Source organism: Sphingomonas paludis (assembly GCF_053502515.1).
Window position 1 is genome coordinate 302991 of record NZ_CP187558.1, and the last position, 18954, is coordinate 321944.

Consider the following 18954-nt stretch of genomic DNA (forward strand, 5'->3'; position numbering starts at 1 on the left):
GCATGGCCATCGGAAGCGACCCCATATTCGCAGCGATCGAGGCTGGCGGCACGAAATTCGTCTGCGCCGCCGGCACGGCGGAGCAAGTGGACGCCATCGTCACGATCGAGACCACCGATCCGGAGCGGACCCTGGAGCAGGCCAGCCGGTTCATCGAACGGGAAGCGCAGCGAGCCGGGCGGATCGACGCGATCGGCATCGGCAGCTTCGGCCCGATCGATCTCATCGGCGGTTCGCCTACCTTCGGCCGCATCGGCAATACGCCCAAGCCCGGATGGCAGGGCGTCGACATCCGCGGCTGGTTCGCATCGCGCCACGGATGCGCGGTCGCCATCGACACAGATGTCAATGCGGCGGCCATGGCCGAGGCTCGCGCGATCGGCTCGAACCATCTTGCCTATGTCACAATCGGCACGGGGATCGGTGCGGGGATCGTCCGGGACGGCCGCACGATCCTCGGGTTCGGGCATCTTGAACTCGGTCATCTGCCGGCCCGCCGGCACGCGCGTCATGCGACGTTTCGCGGCATCTGCCCCTATCACGGCGATTGCTTCGAGGGGCTGGCATCCGGCCCGGCGATCCGCCAGGCCTGGGGACACGGACTGGACGCCCTGCCCGACGACCATCCCGCCTGGGCGGTCGAGGCCTTTTATATCGGCCAGCTCTGCGCCGCGATCGCCCTTGCCCATGCGCCCGATCATATCGTGCTGGGCGGCGGGGTGATGAACCAGGCGCAGCTTCTGCCCTTGATCCACCGGGCCATGGCGTACGCATTGGGATCGTATCTTGTGCAGTGGACCGATGAGGAGATTGCCCGGCGCGTCACGCTTCCGGCGGTCACCGATGCCCCGCCGGGCCTGGTCGGGGCCATGCACCTTGCGCGGGCGATCGCGTCGGAAAGCGTCCCTTGAGCGGTGCGGGCCTGGTGGGCTGGTATCGCGACCGGGCGCGCAAGCGTCTGCCGCGCTTCCTGTTCGACTATCTCGACGGCGGCGCTGGATCGGAGGCCACGCTGGCGGCGAATGTTCGGGACTTGCAAGCGATTGCGCTCAATCAGCGCGTCCTGCGCGATGTCTCCGATATCAGCACCGCGACGACCCTGCTTGGCCAGGCGGCTGCGATGCCGCTCGCCCTGGCGCCGGTCGGGCTGACCGGCATGTATGCGCGGCGCGGCGAGGTGCAGGCAGCCCGGGCGGCGCGGGCCGCGGACATTCCCATCACCCTGTCCACCGTCTCGGTCTGCAGCCTGTCGGAAGTCGCACCCGCAGCGGGGGATCGCCTCTGGTTTCAGCTCTATATGATCCGCGACCGGGGGTTCATGCGCGATCTGCTTGCCGAGGCACGGGCGCAAGGCGTGACGACGCTGATGTTCACGGTCGACATGCCCGTGCCCGGCATCCGCCACCGCGACCGCTGGTCGGGCATGTCCGGCCGTCATGCGGCCTTGCGGCGCTATCTGCAGGCGGTTGCCCATCCACGCTGGGCGCTGGACGTCGGGCTGCTGGGGCGACCTCATCTGCTCGGCAATATCGTGCCGGTGCTCGAACGGGCCACCGGGCTGGAAGATTTCATGGGTTGGCTGGCCGCAAACTTCGATCCCTCGATCACCTGGTCCGATCTCGAATGGTTGCGGGCAAGCTGGACCGGTTCGCTGGTCATCAAGGGCATCCTCACCGCCGAGGACGCTCGCGAGGCCGCTCGCCTGGGGGCGGACGGCATCGTTGTTTCAAATCATGGCGGGCGGCAACTGGATGGTGCCACCTCCACGGCGCGCGCGCTGTCCGAAATCGCCGATGCCGTGCGGGGGCGGCTGACCGTGCTGGCCGATTCCGGCATCCGCAGCGGCGCCGATATCCTCCGGATGCTGGCGCTCGGTGCGGATGGGGTGTTGATCGGGCGGGCGTTCGTTTACGCGCTTGCCGCGGGCGGCCAAGCTGGCATCGCTGATCTGCTTGACAGTCTTAAGCGGGAACTGGCGGTTTCGATGGCACTGTGCGGGGTTCGGCGTGTTGAAGCGATCAATGCATCGTGTCTCAAATAGGACGGCCAATAAGTTGACCGCTGCAGGATTAGTAGACACCGGGATGAGGTGTTTTCGCTGAACAGAGGTAGAAGGCCGGTGGCATGTTGACACCGACGGGTTGAATGGAGCTGGCACGGCAACGCAAGATTGAGCGCCGCCTGCGCGAACGCGCCCTTCACAGAGACGATATCGACGAGCGTCGCGGCACGGCACCGGACGAAGTGCCTAAAGGACTGGCCGCGCTCGATCGGCGGCGGTTGGTGGCGAATTTTCGCGCCGAGAAAGTGTCGGCGAGCACCGGCCGCGCCGCCGAACTGCTCGCCCTGGCCGAGCGCCGGCTGGCCTCACGCGAAGCGGCGCATTCGGCTGACGGTTTTGAGCGGCGCTTCGAGAAGGACAAGCTGTTTGGCGACGATGACAATCATGCCTTCCGCCCGCCTTATGGCTATTATTAAGTCGCTGTCAGCCCAGACAAATATGCCCGGTCCAGGCACGTCCACCCTTTTCCGGACGATGTGTTGGTGCTATTGATGGTGCCGGTGATTTTCCGCTGCTGAATTGCGCGGAACATCAGCTGCTTGTGTGCCCGATCACAGTCCTCTTTGAGCAGCAACGTTCGATTGTCGACCGGATTGCCGTGCAGGAAGTCGTTCCGGACCTGATAGAGTTGTGCGTATAGTTTGCCGGCCAGACCGGTCCGTCGCGTTATCCCGTGATGGCGGACCGTGTAGCGCCGGGCGCGGAGCTTACGAGTCCAGTGCGGTTTTTTCTCCAGTAGGTCGAGCACCGCCAATAGGTCGGCCCGGTTGCGGCCCGAATGATGGTGCGCGAGAATCTCGAAGGCGCTGATCCACAAGGCGCAATGCCGACCATAGTCGAAGATGGTCGCCCCGCGCACCGCTGGCATCGCGAGCGCTGCATTGGCCATATTGAGCGAGCGGAACAGTACTCGATCGAAGGCTGGTATCCGGCGGCGGCCGAAACCCTCATCCCAATGAGCGGCGAGCTGCTCGAAAAGCGGACGGTCCACATCAGCCGCCTGCAATTGCTGCACCGGCGCCCCCGCCAGCGGCTGGCCGATGAAAGTATCGACCTCATGGATCGCCCAGATCGCAGGCGTGATGCTTACCATGAGCGCAGCGACCGCCTTGGATGTCCCGCGTTGCTGCGTCACCATCTTGAGCGACTTGGCGTTGCCGTCGAGCGCGGCCGCCAGTGCGTCGCTGATGTGATTTGGCGCCCATTCGTAGATCGTTGCGGTCAGCTTCGTCCTCACCCGGCCGAGAAAGGCCTTGAGATTGGGAAAGCCTGAGTCCGGACTGACGTGGAAGACGGCCTGCATCGGCGCCTGGATGCGTTCGAGCGCAAGGTTGGGCGGCTCGCGATACTGGCCGGGCCGCGCCCGGACCTCGGTAAAGGGGTCGTGGATTCCCAGAGCCGCGAGTTGATCGGTCAAGGCCGCAGTGCGGACATCGACGCCAATGCCGAGATACGCACTCGGCACCGCTCGTTTGCCGCTCGAAGCGAGTGCAGCTGGAGCTTGCTTCTCCCGCAGCTCGACGACGACCACTTGCTCGTCGGTGATCCAACCGCTCCTGAACCTGTAGCCCGCGCGTACATCGAGAACGTCCGGATCATCGGCGAGTTCGCTTGTGGCGAGCGCCACGGCGGCGTCGATGGTGGCCGCCGGCGCAGTCGCCGGAGCGGCGCCGGAAGCGACCGCTCCGGGGCTCCCGTCGCCCGCGATCCGCACCGATATCTCTATGGGCATGCTGACGGTCAGGCGCATCGTCGATCCTCCGCCACTGCTCACGACCACCGGCGCGCCGGATCTGGCAGCAGCCTCGATCGGGCCCGTCTCGATCCGCGCTGGAGTGTCGAGGAGGCCGCGCTTGGCATCGGCGAGCAGCGCCTTCAGCCGCGGCGCCGGCACAGCATAATTGGCTTCCTTGAACAGGCCAGCAAAGTGCAGCGCGATCGCTTCGCCTGTCCTTAAGCTCAGGATGACCGATCCTGAATTGCCGCCTAGCGTCGAACAATCATGCTCCAGCTCGTTCGTGCCGGTAGCGAGGATCGTGCCCGGCGCAAGCCGCTTCTTGTCATAGACGTCGCCGAACAGCTTCTTAACGAGCGCTTGGTCGGGCACGCGCGAATCCCGGGCAGGGTATCCGATTGTTGCGACGAAATCATTGCCGTCGATCGCATTCGCGAGCGGCACCGGCTGGGCGAGCGGTGGCTGACCAGCCTGCCGCACCACGCGAAGAAAGGCGACGTCGGGTCCGTCGGTCGGCGCGATCCACAGTATTTCGGCGACCGCGAACTCGGCCGCGGCAGAGCGCTGATATTCCTCGAGAAAGTCGATTCGCGACACCATCGGGGCATTGTTGAGTCCGGTGCGATATACGAAGCGCGCATTGTCGCGGCGGCCGAATTCAACCGCGACATGGCGATTGGTGACGATGATGTCGCTGTCGACGAGCCAGCCCGTACCGACCCAAGTGAAATCGGGATGGTTGTTGACTTCTATGCGGCCGACGGCCGGGATGACGCGGTCGATGCGCTCACGCGCGCCGACGATCCGTTCCTTCCAGATCTCGCTCGATGGCCCCGAGAAATCCTCGGTGACCTTGTTGTCGGCGATGATAAACACGGGTCGGCCGACTGCCTTGACGATCGATTCCGCGGCGGCCGCCGCTTCCAACGCGACATTGTCATCCTCGTCGACCAGCGGGATTGAGGGGTCGGTCACGATCGACAGCATCCGATCGCGAAAGTCGGGGAGGTTGGCGCCGCCGAGCTTCTCCATCAGCTCGTTGGACAGGTCCTGATCGCCCTTGCTCACGGCGGCGATGATCGACTTGAGATGCTTTTCTTCCAGCTCGGCCATCGAACATCCCCCTTCAGCTGCTCGTGTCAACTACACCTGTTGTGCAATCCTCTCGATGACAGCCGCAGCCCATATGCGCGTTGCGGGCTCAGCTTGCCTCTTCGTCAAGTTCGTCAAGCAAGTCCTGTAGATCGCGCGCATTCTTCAGCTCATCGAGCTTGCGTTTGGTTGCTGCGCCCTCCGCATCGCGGACCGTCTGTGCGCCGCTTACCCCTGCGTCGATCACGCTCGCCACGTCCTTGCCGCCGCTACCGATATTATACTGGAGCATCGTCACTTCGCCCGATGCGCCGAACTCGGCGGCTACCGTGCGTCCGCCAAAGATGCTGCCGCCGGTCCGCATCGTGAAGAGACGCGACAACTGGGGAAGCTTGACGCTCCCGCTGCCCGACGCATCAGCGGCGGCGATCCAAGTCTCGTCGGGCTCGCACACGGTTGCAGCAGCGCACGGTGCTGGATTGGGCCACAGCTTCACACTGGCCGGGATCGGACGCACGAACACGAGATCTCGGGTGGGTAGCGGATCGGCCCGGACCACCTCGGCAGCGCAGGCCTGCGCCGCGGACGCCTTGGGATCACAGCCGAACCAGGCGGCGAGCTTCGCGTCCGGCGCGATTCGCACCTGATAGCCATATAGCCCCGGAATGCGCGGATCCTGTTTCTGGAGCAGCGCGGCGATGCTCGGCTCGCGCTCTGTGATCTCGTAGCGCGCCTCGCGAACCTCCTTGCGGACCTCCGTCACGCGGAACCAGCGGCTGATGTCGGGGGCCGGGATCTGGCCGGTCAGTTTGGCGACACTCGCATCAGCGGCAAGCGCTGGCACTAGCCCGCCCTTCAAGGTGGCGTTGATCGTCAGCGCCGCTTCGAGCGTGCCGACCTCGTTTCGCCGCGCTGTGAGCAGATCTTGGGTTGTGGGTGAGGCATCGCCGCCAATGACCCGGGCCTCAAGCGCCGCTACATCCTCGCGGCGCTCCTCCAGCTTCTTGAGCTGATCGGCCACTATCGGCTGGCACTCGAGATACCAGCGCGTCGCGAAATAGCGCGGCCGAGCGACCGGCCGGTCGAGGCCTTCCGCTACGGCCGGCCGAACGGCTCCCGCGGCAGCGCCGACGCCAAGGATCGGATTGGCGGACATCGCCATAACCGAAGCACCTGCCTTGACCAGCGAGACGAGAAGCGGGCCACCTTGGCCGGTGGTCTTGCCGTTAAAGGTCTTGAGGTACCAGTCTTCATTGAACTGAACCTTGGTCTCGCGATCGACAAGGAACCCCGTCTCCGCGTTCAATCGGATGAGCCGCCGCGGCGCTTGCTTGCCCGCGATCGCGACTTTGTAGGCAAACTCGACGCGCAACCCCTCGGACCCGGTGGCAAGGCCGGCCTGAGTGTCGGCGCTCGCCGGGCATTTGGTGATGCGCTGCGCGACCCCCGCCGTTACGGTCACCCCCGGCACGACATAGTCAATCGTTACCGGGTCGCGCGCGTGCGCTGGAAATCCTATAAGAAGTAGGCTCAGCGCCGCCGAGAAGCTCCGCATCATTCCCCCGTTCCCCAGCTCGCCGTCCCCAGCTAGCGCGTTCAATCTGGCACGTGAAAGCCGCCGTCCCCCGCGTACGTCTCGCGAATCAAAGAAGATGGCAAATTACGACCTGAAATAGTCTGTCACACTGGCTCATGGCTGCAAGCGATACCTAGGAAAACCAGGTCCGTTCTGGAGAAACTATCAAAACCTACCGCATCACCGGCTCTGACGAACGCAGCCGGGCTTGAACATAGATGCAGGTAACTCGGCTAACTCTTTGAAGCAAAATGCCTGTCAGTGCTCAGGGACGTGGAATTCGTGCTTACCGACCCACAGCATCCCCCTTCAGGCGCGCTGATGAAGGCATCGAGGTATCATCCGAGGCATGCTTACGGCACGTTCGGAAAATGTCTTCCTTGATCGGATGCTTATACTCGGAAAGCGACGGAGGGCATGGCAACCGAATTGGCAGGCAATGCAAGCGTCGAATAATGAGCCTAGGACGGCTGGTATTGGCACGATTGTGTTTAAAAACGCTTCGTTGAGGCAGCCAAGAAGTCGTTTACTGAGCGCGGTAATTGTCTGGGAAGCTAGGATTTGGAGGGGGCGATTGGTCCTCCGTCAAGCTCGCGCGCAGGGCCGGTCTTTCTCAAAGGCAATTTAGTTGCGTTGGATCAACTGGCTGTTTTGGCAAGTTGCCGACTGACCTCATCCGGCACAGCATAAACGACCCGACCAGGCGTCTCTTCGATCTCGTCCACCAAGCCAATCTGATGCAGAAACATAACACGATACACGAATTCTTCGGCGTTTAGCTCAAGCAGACTATCCTCAAAAAGTGTTTCCGATGCGACGAGCAATTGCACCACCGTAGATTGCTCGATCTTTCTCCCGGGTCTTGATGCGATGAACGTCAAGATGGCGCGATTACGTGTACCAATCGACAACATGCGCTCGGGAATTGCCTCGCCGAGATAGCCACGGACAGAGCGCGTGATCGCTCTCCCGTTTCGGATCTGAGCGCGATTGCTCGCGGCTTCGGATAAATCCTCAAGTATTTTGTCGAGTTCTTGATGAGCCCCTTTCTTGTTGTCGTAGAGGATCACGTTGATCTGCGCATAGTTCTCCAGCCACTCGGAACGAGCTTCATTCTCAGGGCTAAGCGGCAATATCGCATAAGCTGGTGGGATGATGCCTTTGAAATCAAGCAGCAATTGCCGACGCAACGCCACGATCTGGTCCTCCAGCGAACACCCGATGAACAGAAGGGCATAACGCAGCATCGTTGCGGACAGGAAATTGCGGATGACCGGATCAGCGAGGTAAATACGGTCATAACTTTCCGTCGACAGGACGACCGGCCCCGTCTCGAGCGTACCATGCATTTTAAAGAAAAATGGTTCGCGCTCAGACGCCTTGAACAAGACCGTGCCAAGGCTAGCATCCAGCCCCACCACCCGTGTAAAGCGGCGAGGAGATAAGGGCACCATCAACTCCTCGACAACCTGATCATAGTTCGTCGTTATGATGCCCACGAACGGCGTGCGGAAAAGGCTGAGGGCACGCCGCTTCATCCTTATCCGATCCGGTTCCGCGCATTCGTGATACTGCTGGAGGCCGAACGTCTGATTCAGCACTTCTCGGATGGTTGCCTCTTGGAGCGTGCTTTGCACCAGTGAAGCGCAATAAGAGAACTGCTTCGCGTCGAGCGCCTTCTGTGCAGCAAGCTTGAGCGTCGCCCCACGCGCTTTGCTGTTTGCACCCTTGAAGCTGGTCGCTCGATCAATATCGCTGATGAGGCGCTCGAGTAACCTGCCCCAACCTGGAAGCCCGCATACTGCCGTGAAACCCGCTCCCAAATATGCCACCACACGACCTGCCGCGAGGTCGGTAAGCAGGTTGTCGGGGAGCGAGGTGCTCACGGGTCAGATCCGATCAAGCATCGAGAAGCGTCGTTTTGGCATCGATCAGCGCAATGATCGCGGCCCTGGCCTTTTTTCGTACGCGTTCTGGCTCAACACGGTTGGCTGCCTGCCGCTCCGCAAGAATCGCGACCAAACGTTTGATCATCGCTACTTCCTGGGAACGCAGCTTCTTTGAGCGACAGTCGGCGCGAACCGCAGCGATATACCCTGGAGTTCCGTCGCAAAATGCGGCCAACAGATCCTCATAGACGACCGGGTCCTTCGTGCAGCCGTCGACCAACCGGATCAGCGCGGTGGCAAGAAGCGACATATAGAGTACCATGTCGGAATAGTTGCAGGCAATCGCGTCTACGAGCTCGCTCGAGCTCACTCCAAAGGTATGCTCGATTTGCTTCAAAATATGGTTTGCGACGTCGCCGCGACCATGCTGAAGATGAAACGGGAGCATGATCGGAAGCGATCGACTGAGCTTTCGCGGGAGCGCATATTTAGAATGGCTCCCTTCGGTCCTGGTAAAGTTCATCTTCCCCGACAGGAACTGATGCACCTCCCGACTAGTCGGCATCGGGGCTGAATTCGATGTGATGCCGCAAATGGGATTTGAGTGCGGCAGCATAGCCGGTGAACTCGCCATCGCCGAGCAGTTCCGTCGCGTGAGCAGCGATGACCGCCCGGAGCTGCTCCACTGCCTCGCTCGCCAGATCCCCATAGCCGTCGACGAGGAGACCTAGATGAGGCGCGGAAGCGCACACGGTGCCATCGCTCGTCAAGGTGCAGATCACCTCGATCGGAACCTTCGCGACGAGCGGGGCTGGTAGGGTTTCGATATAGGTCACGATCGGCGGGCTGACGTTCGCCAGGACCCGTCCGAGCAAAGAGGACGCCTCTGGACCGGTCCCGAAATGAGCATCGAGTTCGGCGATCAGGTTTGGATCTCGCGCTAGGCGACGCTTGTAGACGTCCAGCCTCACGACATTCCATGGCTCGTCGACCGCTGCCTCGCTGCCGTCTCCCGCGATGGCGAAATCGCGCTTATCGAACAGATGTTTAACAGGGATTTTGCGCTCAATGACCTTCCGCTTGAAATTGTAGGAGTCTGCGTGGGCAGAAACCGCGTAGACATCCATCTCTGGTCGGGTCGCGACCGAAAATTCAATCAGATCGAGACCATCGTAAAGGTCGCGGCTCGGGTCATCGCCCTTCTCGAAGTATAAATCGGCTAGCAGAGCGTCAAAGTGAAATGAGGAGTTCAACAGGTAACCGGCGGCGTCCGCCATATTATTAACAACGACGGAGCCGATCCTGCCCCGATCAAGCAAGGCACGCTTAAACCCAACGCCGAACCTATCTTCGTCATCAACGACGAGAACGGTTGGAGAAACCATCCTTCCCATCAACGCTCCCCCCCGCGCAGACCTGAACTCACCGTAACGGCAATTCTATGGTAAACAAGGCGGGCTGTCTGGTCTCGATCCCTAACCCGCCGCCGAAATGGCTTCCGATGAGCTGGCGGGCAATCGGTAGCCCCGTCCCTGTGCCGTCATTCTTGCTGGTCTTTCCAATCTGAAAAATGTCTTTGAAATTCGGAAAAGTGATCGGGTCGATCCCTGGACCATCGTCGCTGTAGCGGATCACAAGGCGCGTTCCCTGCACGTGCCAAGTGATGTCGATCTTCATGGGACGGGTCTTAGATCTTCCACGCGCCGCATCGATAGAGTTAATGAAGAGGTTGAAGATGACCTGCTCGAAGATCAACTTGGGGCCCTGAATCGTTCGACCCGTCGGCCCCCGAGACGTAACCGTGATCTTGTTCCTCGACAGCGCCGGTCGCAAGGTTTCCTCAACGGTGCTCAGCGCCTCCTCCACGAAGAAACGATCGATCTTGTAGAGATCTCCACCGCCGGGACTGGCTAGCGCGCGCAGATTGCTGGCCGTACGGAAAAGCGTCGCGGCGGTGCCTTGCGTTGCTGACGCTGACTTCTTGATCGCTTCGATCGACGCCTCGGGGCCCCTTAGGCGGTCCGTCTTGAGCGCGTTGAGGAGGGCATTGTTGTGCTCATCCGCGTCGAACTGGGTGGCATAGGCCTTGTGCCAGAGGTCATGGGCGAGGAGGTGCGCGATTTCCACATAGGTCATGCGCCGGGCCTGAACCTCAAGGATCGATGCTCTTTCCGCTGCTTCGCTTAGTGCGTTGATTGTCTGGAGCGAGTCGGATAGGCGCGCGCAATAGGAGATGAAGAGGTTGATGTCGCGACGTGAAAAGATGTGGGGCCGATTGAAAAGATATGTGACGGTTCCGAACCCATCTACCTGCGCAGGATCTGCGAAAATCTTGCAGGACATCGCTGCCACGATCCCCGCGTCTATCAGTTCCTGCCGCTCCGTATCGGTAAGCTTGATCGATCCCGCGTCGAACTCGGGGGTCTGCATGTGCAGCGCGGCCCAAGCAGGACCCTGCACCTGAAAGATTTTTCCGCTTACCCCTTCGCCGACGAGTCGGGGTTCCAAGAGCATGGCATTGATCGCACCGCTTTGTGATCTTAGGTGCAGCATGCCGTCTTCAGAGGCTCGCAGTGTGGCTGCGTCCGCTCCAAAGCCTCTCGCGGTCTGCGAGGCGATCTGTTCAATGAACGCGTCGATGCCGATATCCAGATCCTTCGCCTGGGGAATCGCTTCGATCAGGAATTTCAAGCGAAATGAGAAGTTTTCGTCGGCGAGCAGCGTCCCAATCATTGGCAGATTCGCTCGCAGGAACGCAACGTCGCGCTGCGGGATCAAATCGTCGGAGGTCAGCTCTATGAAGCCGTAATATTCGCCTTTGCTGAACAGCCAGTAGATGATCCGATTGTTCGCAAGGTCTTGATCAAACAGGGTATTGGCCGCCGCCGGCGGGCTGAAGTCAGCCCTGCATTTGCGGAGCCGCTGTATCCATTCGTTCGAAAGGTCATCCGTGGCGATCGTATCGGTTACGTCGCCGTAAAGATTGTCTCGCCCAACTTTCGCGTCAACGACCGCGGTGAACTTGCCTGGGGCGAAACCGGTACAATAGATGCGAACCCTTTGAACCGCGGTATTTTGGATCAGGAGCGCCGCTATAAGCTCGAGCGTCTCCCGAAAGGCTTCCTCTGCGCCTCCGCCAGTCGAAGCGGGACCGCGCGGCGCCAGAAGCAGAGATGAGAGCTGGTCTGTAAGCGTAGCGTCCACCAAGCCCCCTCCCCGGCGATGAGCCAAGCACTGAGGGTGGACGGAACTGGTAAAGTCGTCAATGAATTACGTTGCCAAAATGGACTGGCGATTTACCGAAGTTGAAGCTTCTAACCAAATTGCCGTAAGCCGCTAAAAACGGACCATCCGTACTTGGTCAGCGAGGATCGATCGCTGATAGCCGACAATGACTCGGAAGCGGCGATGATTGTCTTGAGAACGGCAGGGTATGCGGCGACAGGCGAGGTACGAACCGATTGGAATTCCATACATTTACTATTGGCGTTCGAATGTGGGCCACTCCTTCGAACTCAGCGGTCAGACCTTCCGCGTGTTTCCCTCAAAGCCATCCCTCACATCTGGGTAGCTTCTAGATTTCTGGACGCCTTCGATCCTAATTTTTGAGGACAGGAGGCGACGATGGGGAAGCCCAATTTCAGTGATGCGTTCAAGCGTGATGCGGTGGCCCAGGTCATCGAACGCGGATATCCTGTGGCCGAGGTCTCGCAGCGGCTCGGCGTCGGCCAGCATTCGCTGTAGGCCTAAAAGCGGCAGTTGGCGTGACAGGTGTCCGGCGATGCCGGCAAGGATGCCGAGATCCGTCAGCTGACGCGCGAGCTGGCCCGGGTGAACGAGGAGCGTGACATCCCAAAAAAAGCCATCGCGTATCGCTCGAGATGCAAAGTGAGATACGCGTTCATTGCTGAGCATTGCGATCGTTTTGGCGGGCGGGCACTGTGCCGCTGCCTCGCCGTGCAGCCCAGTGGTTTCTATGCCTGGCAGAAGAGCCCGCTGAGCCGCAGGCTCGGGAAGATGCTCGGCAGACCGATCTTATCCGCAAAGCCTGGAACGACAGCGGCCAGGTCTATGGCTACCGCAAGCTGCCTGATGATCTGCTAGATCATGGCGAGACCTGCTGCCCGAACCGCGTTGCGCGGTTGACCAGACTTGCAGGTATCAAGGCGCAGATCGGGTACAAGCGCCGGCCTGGCAGCTGCGGTGGCAAGCCGTCCCTCGCGATCAACAACACGCTGGATCGCCAGTTCGACGTGGCTACGCCAGACCGAGCCTGGGTGACAGACATTACCTACGTCCGCACCCTGGAGGGCTTTGCCTATCTGGCTGTCGTGATCGACCTCTATTCCCGCCGGGTGGTGGGTTGGTCGATGCAAAGCCGGCAGACTACCGATATGGTGCTGCAGGCGCTGCACATGGCGGTATGGCGGCGCAAGCCGAAGCAGCGAGTGCTGATCCATTCGGATCAGGGCTCGCAGTTCACCAGCATGGACTGGGCTGCCTTCATCCGGGCTCACAATCTTGAGCACTCGATGAGCCGACGCGGCAACTGCCATGACAATGCCGACGCCGAGAGCTTCTTCTTGCAGCTCAAGCGCGAACGCATCCGGCGCCGGACCTACACAACACGCGAGAAAGCCCGGCAGGACGTGTTCGATTACGTCGAGATGCTCTACAACCCCGTGCGCAAACAGGTCAGGAACGGGATGCTGTCGCCCGCCGAGTTCGAACGGCAGCAGATTTTGAAGGCGGAAGGCGTCTAGAAAACTACGGGCTACCCACATCGATACGGCGGCCATTGAGTCAAATCAGCCCCTCAAATGCGAGGGTTTCTCGAAGCGTCCACATGGCTCAACGACCACATCATTGCACACCTATGCTGGTGCAGGGGTCGTCCACCCCATCACGTCAAGACCAATGCCTGTTTTTTTCACAAAACCATTGCTCTAACTGCATTTGCCCATCAGTATAACAACGAAGTCATTGGGTGGGGGATGAATAGTGCGCTTGCGTTTTTGGGTTGTCGCGTATCTGGCTTGTACGGCACTCTCCGACATCGCGGTTGCGCAGGACCTTACCGATCCCGCTGGATCAGGCGTTTTAGTATCTGCCGTTCAATGGCTTCGAGGCACGCTGCTTGGGACAGTGGCAACAGTGGCTGCCGTGATCGCTATAGCGGTCGTCGGCTTCATGATGCTGACCGGCCGGATCAACTGGCGTTATGGGCTCACCGTGATCCTGGGCTGCTTCATTCTTTTTGGCGCAGCGAGCATTGTCGCGGGCATCCAGTCTACCGCTGCGGTTGGCGGCTGAGGCAGTGCCCTCGCTCGATCGCGATATTGTGTTCGTGGCTTTGACGCGCCCGCAAATGTTCGCTGGCGTCACATACAGCTATTTCGTGGCCAACTCGATCGTTGCGGCGGAGCTGTTCCTGATCTTCCGCTCTTTCTCGGTGATTGCGCTAGCGCTGATCATCCATGCGGTCGGTGTGCTGCTGTGCTTGCGCGAACCGCGCTTTTTTGACCTTTGGCTGACCCGTACCGCGCGTTGTCCGCGCGTTGCCAATCACGCGCTGTGGCGATGCAACTCCTACCGGCCCTGAACCGCGATCCGAAGGTGATCGCGAAAGAAAAGCCGGTGGGCCACCATCTGCCTTATGCGCGGCACATCGACGATCATACGATCGAAACACGCGACGGGCTGATCATGCAGTTTCTGCATTTGCGTGGCCTACATTTCGAAACGGCAGATACGGAAGATCTCAACTACCGCAAGCAACTGCGCAACGGGATGCTGCAGTCGATCGGCTCCTCCAACTTCGCGGTTTATCATCACGTGGTTCGGCGCCGGATCGAGCCGGTTGTCGTAGGCAGTTTTCCAGATAGTTTCTCTGCTGAGCTGAATGATCGCTGGCATCAGCGCCTTGCCGGGCGCCAGCTCTATGTAAATGACCTCTATCTTACGCTGGTGCGGCGCCCGCTCCAAGGAAGATTAGGTGTGCTTGACCGGGTCCGAGGCTGGCTCGGCTCGCCCGCTGGCAAAACAGCGGTTGCGGAAGCCTATGAGCTTCGCCAACTGGCCAATGCCCGGGAAGCCTTGATGGCCGCACTCGGTAGTTATGATCCGCGTCTGCTTAGTGTTTATGAGACACCTAGCGGCTTCTGCTCAGAGCCGCTCGAGTTCCTCTCTAATCTCCTCAATGGCGAGATGCGCCCGATAGCGCTCCCGCTCGAGGACCTTGGCCATTATCTGCCCATGCGACGCGTGAGCTTCGGGCAGGATCTGGTCGAGCTGGGACCGATGGGTGGCGTACCCCCGGCGTTTGTCGGCATCGTCTCAATCAAGGATTATCCCGCCCAGACAGCGGCAGGCATGTTTGACGAGCTGATGCGGCTGCCCTTCGAGATTACCATTAGCCAGAGCTTTGCCTTTGTCGAGCGACAGGCGTCTCTGTCGCGCATAAACCTAGCATTGCGGCGAATGAAGTCGGCCGAGGACGAGGCGGTCAGCCTGCGCGGCGAACTCGCGCGAGCGAAGGATGATGTGGCCGCCGGCCGGGCTGCCTTTGGCGAACATCATCTGACGGTCGCAATTCGAGGGGAAAGCCCTGCACTTGTCGACGACGGCGTCGCCGAGGTGCTGGCGTCGCTTGCCGATCTCGGCATTATTGGCGTCCGGGAGGAGATTGCCCTCGAGCCTGCCTATTGGGCCCAGTTTCCAGGCAATTTTCGTTACATCGCCCGTAAAGGGCTGGTGTCTACCGGCAATTTTTCTGGGCTTGCCAGCGGCCATAATTTCCCGCTCGGCTCGGCTGATGGCAACCATTGGGGCCAGGCGGTGACGCTGCTCGAGACGACCGCAGCGGGCCCCTACTTCTTCAATTTCCATCAGGGCGATCTCGGCAACTTCACAGTGATCGGCCCTTCGGGTTCGGGCAAGACGGTCGTGCTCAACTTCCTGCTCGCCCAAGCGCGGAAATTTGGCCCGCGCATCATCTTCTTCGACAAGGATCGCGGCGCTGAGCTGTTCATCCGGGCGATCGGTGGCCGCTATGATGTCCTTCGCCCGGGTGAGCCTTCCGGTCTCAATCCACTCCAGTTCGAGGATACACCAGCCAATCGTGAATTCCTGATCGAATGGCTCGCGCTGCTTGCCGGCGGCGCTGATGTGGCAGAGCTGGCCCAGATCAAGGATGCGGTGGACGCCAATTTCGAGCAGCCGCTGGCGCATCGACGGCTTCGCCATCTCGCAGCCTTGTTCCGAGGGGGGCATCGCCCGCATGCCGCCGATCTGTGGTCTCGCCTCAGGCCATGGTGGGGAGAAGGCGAACGCGCTTGGCTGTTCGACAATGAGCGCGACCTTACTGACCTTTCGGCAGATACGGTCGGGTTCGACATGACCCAGATCCTCGACAATCCTTTGCTTAGAAGTCCGGCAATGATGGTGCTGTTCCACCGCGTGGAGGAGCGGCTGGACGGCAGTCCGGCGATCATTGTGGTAGATGAAGGCTGGAAGGCGCTGGACGATGACATCTTTGTCCGCCGGATTAAGGATTGGGAAAAAACGATCCGTAAGCGCAATGGCATTGTCGGTTTTGCCACACAGAGCGCTCAGGATGCACTGGAGAGCCGGATCGCAAGTGCGATCATCGAACAGGCAGCGACGCAGATCTTCATGGCCAATCCCAAGGCTCGAGCAGAGGATTATATGGGCGGGTTCGGCCTCTCGGCGCATGAGTTCGATCTCGTCCGAACCTTGCCCGACAGCGCGCACTGTTTCCTCATCAAGCATGGTTCGCACAGCGTGGTGGCGCGCCTCAACCTTTCCGGAGAAAAAGATCTGCTGACCATTTTGTCGGGGCGCGAGCGCACGGTTCGCATTCTGGACGAGCTTCGCTCAAGCGTCGGCGACGACCCTTCGGCCTGGATGCCTCAATTGCTGGAGCGCGCATAATGGCTTGCCCGACCTTGACTGCGCGCAACGACTTTCTGGAAACCATGCTTCGCTTTGTCGATTGCGAAGCGCGGAGCATCGGTGCCGAGGGCTATGCGGCCCTCGCTGCGCCGGGTTCTCCTGTCGCATCGCTATTGTCGATCGCACTGACACTGGTGATCGCGGTCATTGGCTACCAGATGCTGCTTGGCTTTGTGCCAACCATCCGCGACGCGGTGCTGGCGGTGGTGAAGGTGGGTATCGTGCTGGTGCTTGCGACCAGCTGGCCTGCCTATCAGGTGCTGGTCTATGACACCGCAGTGCTCGGACCGGCCGAGCTGTTTCAAAGCATTGGCGGTGCGGCTGGCTTACCTGGCGCTGGCGGCGGCATGACCGCCCGGCTCGTGGCAGTCGATGATGCGCTTGGCGCCATGACGCTATTCGGTGCAGGCGCGCCGCCGATCGGCGAGCCCCCCCAGGCACTTGGCCCCTTTGGTGGCTTTGATGCTTTTGCGCTGGGAAGTGCGCGTATCCTGTTCCTGCTGGGCGTGATCGGTGCATTCGCCGCTGTTCGCCTGATCACCGGTCTGGCCCTGGCGCTGGCTCCGCTATTTGCGCTGTTCCTGTTGTTCGAGACGACGCGCGGCCTGTTCGAAGGTTGGGTTCGCGTTCTCCTAGGCGCGGTGCTGGGCACATTTGGCGTCACGCTGATGCTCGGCATCGAACTGGCCTTGCTCGAACCCTGGCTAATCGATCTACTGGCCGCGCGTTCGTCGCGGATTGCGCTGCCCAATGCACCGGCCGAGCTGTTTTCGGTGACGTTCATATTCTGTTTGGCGCTAATCGCGGTGATTGGGGCGGCAATCCGCCTCGCCATGAACTTCACGCTGCCTCGAATTTGGCCTCGGCGCATATCCCAAGGTCCCGGCGCCGAGCTGAGTATAGGTACCGAGCGCCCATTGGGCTCAGCTCAGCATTCTGACAACGAAGAGCGATCTCGCGCACTCATCCTTGCCGATGCCATCGCCAGCAGCCAGCGCCGCGAAGGTGCGAGCGCGTCAGTCGGAGCACTGGTCGGTGGCCGTATGGAGGCAGGGCCACCCGACCGGCCGGCCATTGATCCGATAGCGCAACCGCTTGGCCAAACGTTTCGGCGCCGCACGATGACCCGCGTCTCTGCAGGCGCGCTCAAGCGGGAGCAGCGTGGATGACCGAGCCGTCTTCCGACCGCACCGCCTATTACCGCGAAGCCGCAAGCTGGTCACAGGATCGCCAAGCGGCGCTTCGTCGATCGCGGCGGGTCGCATGGATCGTCGCTGCAATCTTCGCCGTGATCGCCTTGTTCGAAGCGCTGGCAATCATGCTGATGATGCCGCTCAAGACCGTTGAGCCTTACACATTAATGGTCGACCGCCAGACCGGCTATGTGCAGGCGGTCAACCCACTCGATCCTGCACGGATTGATGGTGACACAGCGCTCACCCAATCGTTTCTGGTACAATATGTCGTCGCTCGCGAGAGCTTTGACATTAACGAGCTGCAGCCAACCTTCCGGAAAGTGGCCTTGTGGTCAGCCGATACGGCGCGCTCGCGGTACATCGCTGGCATGCAGGCTTCCAATCCGGACAGTCCGCTTCAGCTGTTTCCCCGATCAACAATCGTCGAGACCATCGTCAAAAGCGTAACGCCGATGGGTCCCGAAACAGCGATGGTCCGCTTTGATCGGCGGAGGATCGATGTCGGCGGTGCTCCAATTTCGCTTGGCAGCTATGTCGCGGTGATGCGCTACCGATTCTCGGGCGAGCCGATGCGTGCCGAGGATCGCTTTCTCAATCCGCTCGGCTTCCAGGTTACCCAGTATCAGCGCAGTCCAGAGGTTCTGCCCCCACCACAAGGCCCTGTGGAAAGCGGCAGCACGGTACCCCCGGCATCATCTACACCGGCAACTCCTAATCGGGCCCCGGCACAGTGAAAGTTGCCCTTCTCCAAGCCCTGGCTGCCAGCTGCCTGCTGGCAAGCACTGCGACCGCTCAGCAATATGGCGGCAATGCGCGGTTCCAGACCGTCGTATACCGGCCGCAACAGATCGTGCAGCTGGATGCAGCCGTCGGCTATCAGCTCGGCATTGAGTTTGCGCCGGACGAGAAGATCGAGAGCGTAGCACTTGGCGATAGCTCTGCCTGGCAGGTCGTGACCAGCGAGCGCGGCAATCACCTGTTCCTGAAGCCCAGCCAGTCAGGCGTGGTCACCAATATGACCGTGATTACCGATACCCGAAGCTACTACTTCGATCTGGTATCGTATCCAGGGCTGCTGCCGACCACCGCCTACACGGTGCGGTTTACTTATCCAAAGCCTGTGGCCGGCCCGGGCACGGCGGACGCTGCCTCAGCCAGCAATGCCGAGCGCCGCTATCATCTTCGCGGAGACAAGGCGCTCTGGCCCCAAGGAATCAGCGATGACGGGGTCAAAACCTTTATCGAATGGCCAGCCGATGCGTCGCTCCCGGCGGTCTATGCGGTCGAGGGCAATCGCGAACGCCTGGTCAATGGCATGATGCGCGACGGTGTGTTCGTGATCGATGCCGTTGCCACCAGGCTCGTGTTCAGGATCGACCGTCGCAAGGCACGCGCTGACCGGCTTCCCGAGGGCAAAAAGCCGTGAGTGA

At 60.7% G+C, this 18954-nt stretch carries 15 protein-coding genes and 1 pseudogene; 10 read left to right on the forward strand and 6 right to left on the reverse strand.

The genetic code is table 11. From position 1 onward, the window contains the following. Positions 1 to 2: 2 nt before the first annotated feature. From ACPVPU_RS01395 to ACPVPU_RS01405, 3 genes are all read left to right on the forward strand, one after another. On the forward strand, positions 3 to 911 hold the full coding sequence (locus tag ACPVPU_RS01395; RefSeq protein ID WP_448659133.1) for an ROK family protein: 909 nt from the start codon (positions 3 to 5) through the stop codon (positions 909 to 911). Further along, entirely contained in the window at positions 908 to 2041 is a 1134-nt protein-coding gene (gene lldD / locus ACPVPU_RS01400; RefSeq protein WP_448659134.1) for an FMN-dependent L-lactate dehydrogenase LldD, read from the forward strand. The genes ACPVPU_RS01395 and lldD overlap by 4 nt, the downstream gene beginning before the upstream one ends. Positions 2042 to 2145: 104 nt before the next feature. Next, positions 2146 to 2478 (forward strand): hypothetical protein, encoded by a 333-nt coding sequence (locus tag ACPVPU_RS01405; protein WP_448659135.1) that lies wholly within the window; start codon positions 2146 to 2148, stop codon positions 2476 to 2478. Here ACPVPU_RS01405 and ACPVPU_RS01410 read toward each other — a convergent pair. The 6 genes from ACPVPU_RS01410 to ACPVPU_RS01435 form a co-directional block, all read right to left on the reverse strand. Next, positions 2475 to 4910 carry a trypsin-like serine peptidase gene (locus tag ACPVPU_RS01410; RefSeq protein ID WP_448659137.1) on the reverse strand — a complete coding sequence of 812 codons (2436 nt, stop codon included), beginning with the start codon at positions 4908 to 4910 and terminating at the stop codon, positions 2475 to 2477. The two genes, ACPVPU_RS01405 and ACPVPU_RS01410, sit on opposite strands and share 4 nt — an antisense overlap. A gap of 88 nt (positions 4911 to 4998) precedes the next feature. Further along, positions 4999 to 6447 (reverse strand): hypothetical protein, encoded by a 1449-nt coding sequence (locus ACPVPU_RS01415; protein WP_448659138.1) that lies wholly within the window; start codon positions 6445 to 6447, stop codon positions 4999 to 5001. A gap of 656 nt (positions 6448 to 7103) precedes the next feature. Then, positions 7104 to 8351, reverse strand: coding sequence for an SIR2 family protein (locus tag ACPVPU_RS01420; RefSeq protein ID WP_448659140.1), 1248 nt, complete (start codon positions 8349 to 8351; stop codon positions 7104 to 7106). A 13-nt stretch (positions 8352 to 8364) separates the two neighbouring features. Continuing rightward, complete coding sequence (locus ACPVPU_RS01425; RefSeq protein WP_448659141.1) at positions 8365 to 8802, reverse strand: hypothetical protein; 438 nt, start codon at positions 8800 to 8802, stop codon at positions 8365 to 8367. A gap of 106 nt (positions 8803 to 8908) precedes the next feature. Next, on the reverse strand, positions 8909 to 9748 hold the full coding sequence (locus ACPVPU_RS01430; protein WP_448659142.1) for a hypothetical protein: 840 nt from the start codon (positions 9746 to 9748) through the stop codon (positions 8909 to 8911). 28 nt (positions 9749 to 9776) lie between these two features. Continuing rightward, the gene (locus ACPVPU_RS01435; RefSeq protein WP_448659143.1) at positions 9777 to 11558 is read right to left on the reverse strand and encodes an ATP-binding protein; all 1782 of its coding nucleotides are present in this window, start codon (positions 11556 to 11558) and stop codon (positions 9777 to 9779) included. 420 nt (positions 11559 to 11978) lie between these two features. On the opposite strand from ACPVPU_RS01435, the pseudogene ACPVPU_RS01440 reads away from it, so the two are divergent. The 7 genes and pseudogenes from ACPVPU_RS01440 to ACPVPU_RS01470 all read left to right on the forward strand — a co-directional run bounded on the left by ACPVPU_RS01440 (position 11979) and on the right by ACPVPU_RS01470 (position 18950). Continuing rightward, positions 11979 to 13117 (forward strand): annotated as a pseudogene (locus ACPVPU_RS01440) (IS3 family transposase). A 244-nt stretch (positions 13118 to 13361) separates the two neighbouring features. Continuing rightward, the gene (locus ACPVPU_RS01445; protein WP_448659144.1) at positions 13362 to 13667 is read left to right on the forward strand and encodes a TrbC/VirB2 family protein; all 306 of its coding nucleotides are present in this window, start codon (positions 13362 to 13364) and stop codon (positions 13665 to 13667) included. Between the two features lie 4 nt (positions 13668 to 13671). Continuing rightward, positions 13672 to 13956, forward strand: coding sequence for a type IV secretion system protein VirB3 (locus tag ACPVPU_RS01450; protein WP_448659145.1), 285 nt, complete (start codon positions 13672 to 13674; stop codon positions 13954 to 13956). Then, a complete protein-coding gene (locus ACPVPU_RS01455) occupies positions 13935 to 16307 on the forward strand; it encodes a VirB4 family type IV secretion/conjugal transfer ATPase (protein ID WP_448660573.1) in 2373 nt (790 codons plus the stop codon). The genes ACPVPU_RS01450 and ACPVPU_RS01455 overlap by 22 nt, the downstream gene beginning before the upstream one ends. Positions 16308 to 16321: 14 nt before the next feature. Next, on the forward strand, positions 16322 to 17497 hold the full coding sequence (locus ACPVPU_RS01460) for a type IV secretion system protein (RefSeq protein ID WP_448659146.1): 1176 nt from the start codon (positions 16322 to 16324) through the stop codon (positions 17495 to 17497). Then, the gene (locus tag ACPVPU_RS01465; RefSeq protein ID WP_448659147.1) at positions 17494 to 18258 is read left to right on the forward strand and encodes a virB8 family protein; all 765 of its coding nucleotides are present in this window, start codon (positions 17494 to 17496) and stop codon (positions 18256 to 18258) included. Before ACPVPU_RS01460 ends, ACPVPU_RS01465 begins: the two co-directional genes overlap by 4 nt. Continuing rightward, complete coding sequence (locus tag ACPVPU_RS01470; protein WP_448659148.1) at positions 18255 to 18950, forward strand: TrbG/VirB9 family P-type conjugative transfer protein; 696 nt, start codon at positions 18255 to 18257, stop codon at positions 18948 to 18950. The genes ACPVPU_RS01465 and ACPVPU_RS01470 overlap by 4 nt, the downstream gene beginning before the upstream one ends. Positions 18951 to 18954: the final 4 nt, after the last annotated feature.

Bases quoted from the DNA above. Each gene is read 5' to 3' on its own strand.
- ACPVPU_RS01395 (WP_448659133.1), top strand. From the start codon at position 3: ATGGCCATCGGAAGCGACCCCATATTCGCAGCGATCGAGGCTGGCGGC.
- ACPVPU_RS01405 (WP_448659135.1), top strand. From the start codon at position 2,146: ATGGAGCTGGCACGGCAACGCAAGATTGAGCGCCGCCTGCGCGAACGC.
- ACPVPU_RS01410 (WP_448659137.1), bottom strand. From the start codon at position 4,910: ATGGCCGAGCTGGAAGAAAAGCATCTCAAGTCGATCATCGCCGCCGTG.
- ACPVPU_RS01415 (WP_448659138.1), bottom strand. From the start codon at position 6,447: ATGATGCGGAGCTTCTCGGCGGCGCTGAGCCTACTTCTTATAGGATTT.
- ACPVPU_RS01425 (WP_448659141.1), bottom strand. From the start codon at position 8,802: ATGCTCCCGTTTCATCTTCAGCATGGTCGCGGCGACGTCGCAAACCAT.
- ACPVPU_RS01430 (WP_448659142.1), bottom strand. From the start codon at position 9,748: ATGGGAAGGATGGTTTCTCCAACCGTTCTCGTCGTTGATGACGAAGAT.
- ACPVPU_RS01455 (WP_448660573.1), top strand. From the start codon at position 13,935: ATGCAACTCCTACCGGCCCTGAACCGCGATCCGAAGGTGATCGCGAAA.
- ACPVPU_RS01465 (WP_448659147.1), top strand. From the start codon at position 17,494: ATGACCGAGCCGTCTTCCGACCGCACCGCCTATTACCGCGAAGCCGCA.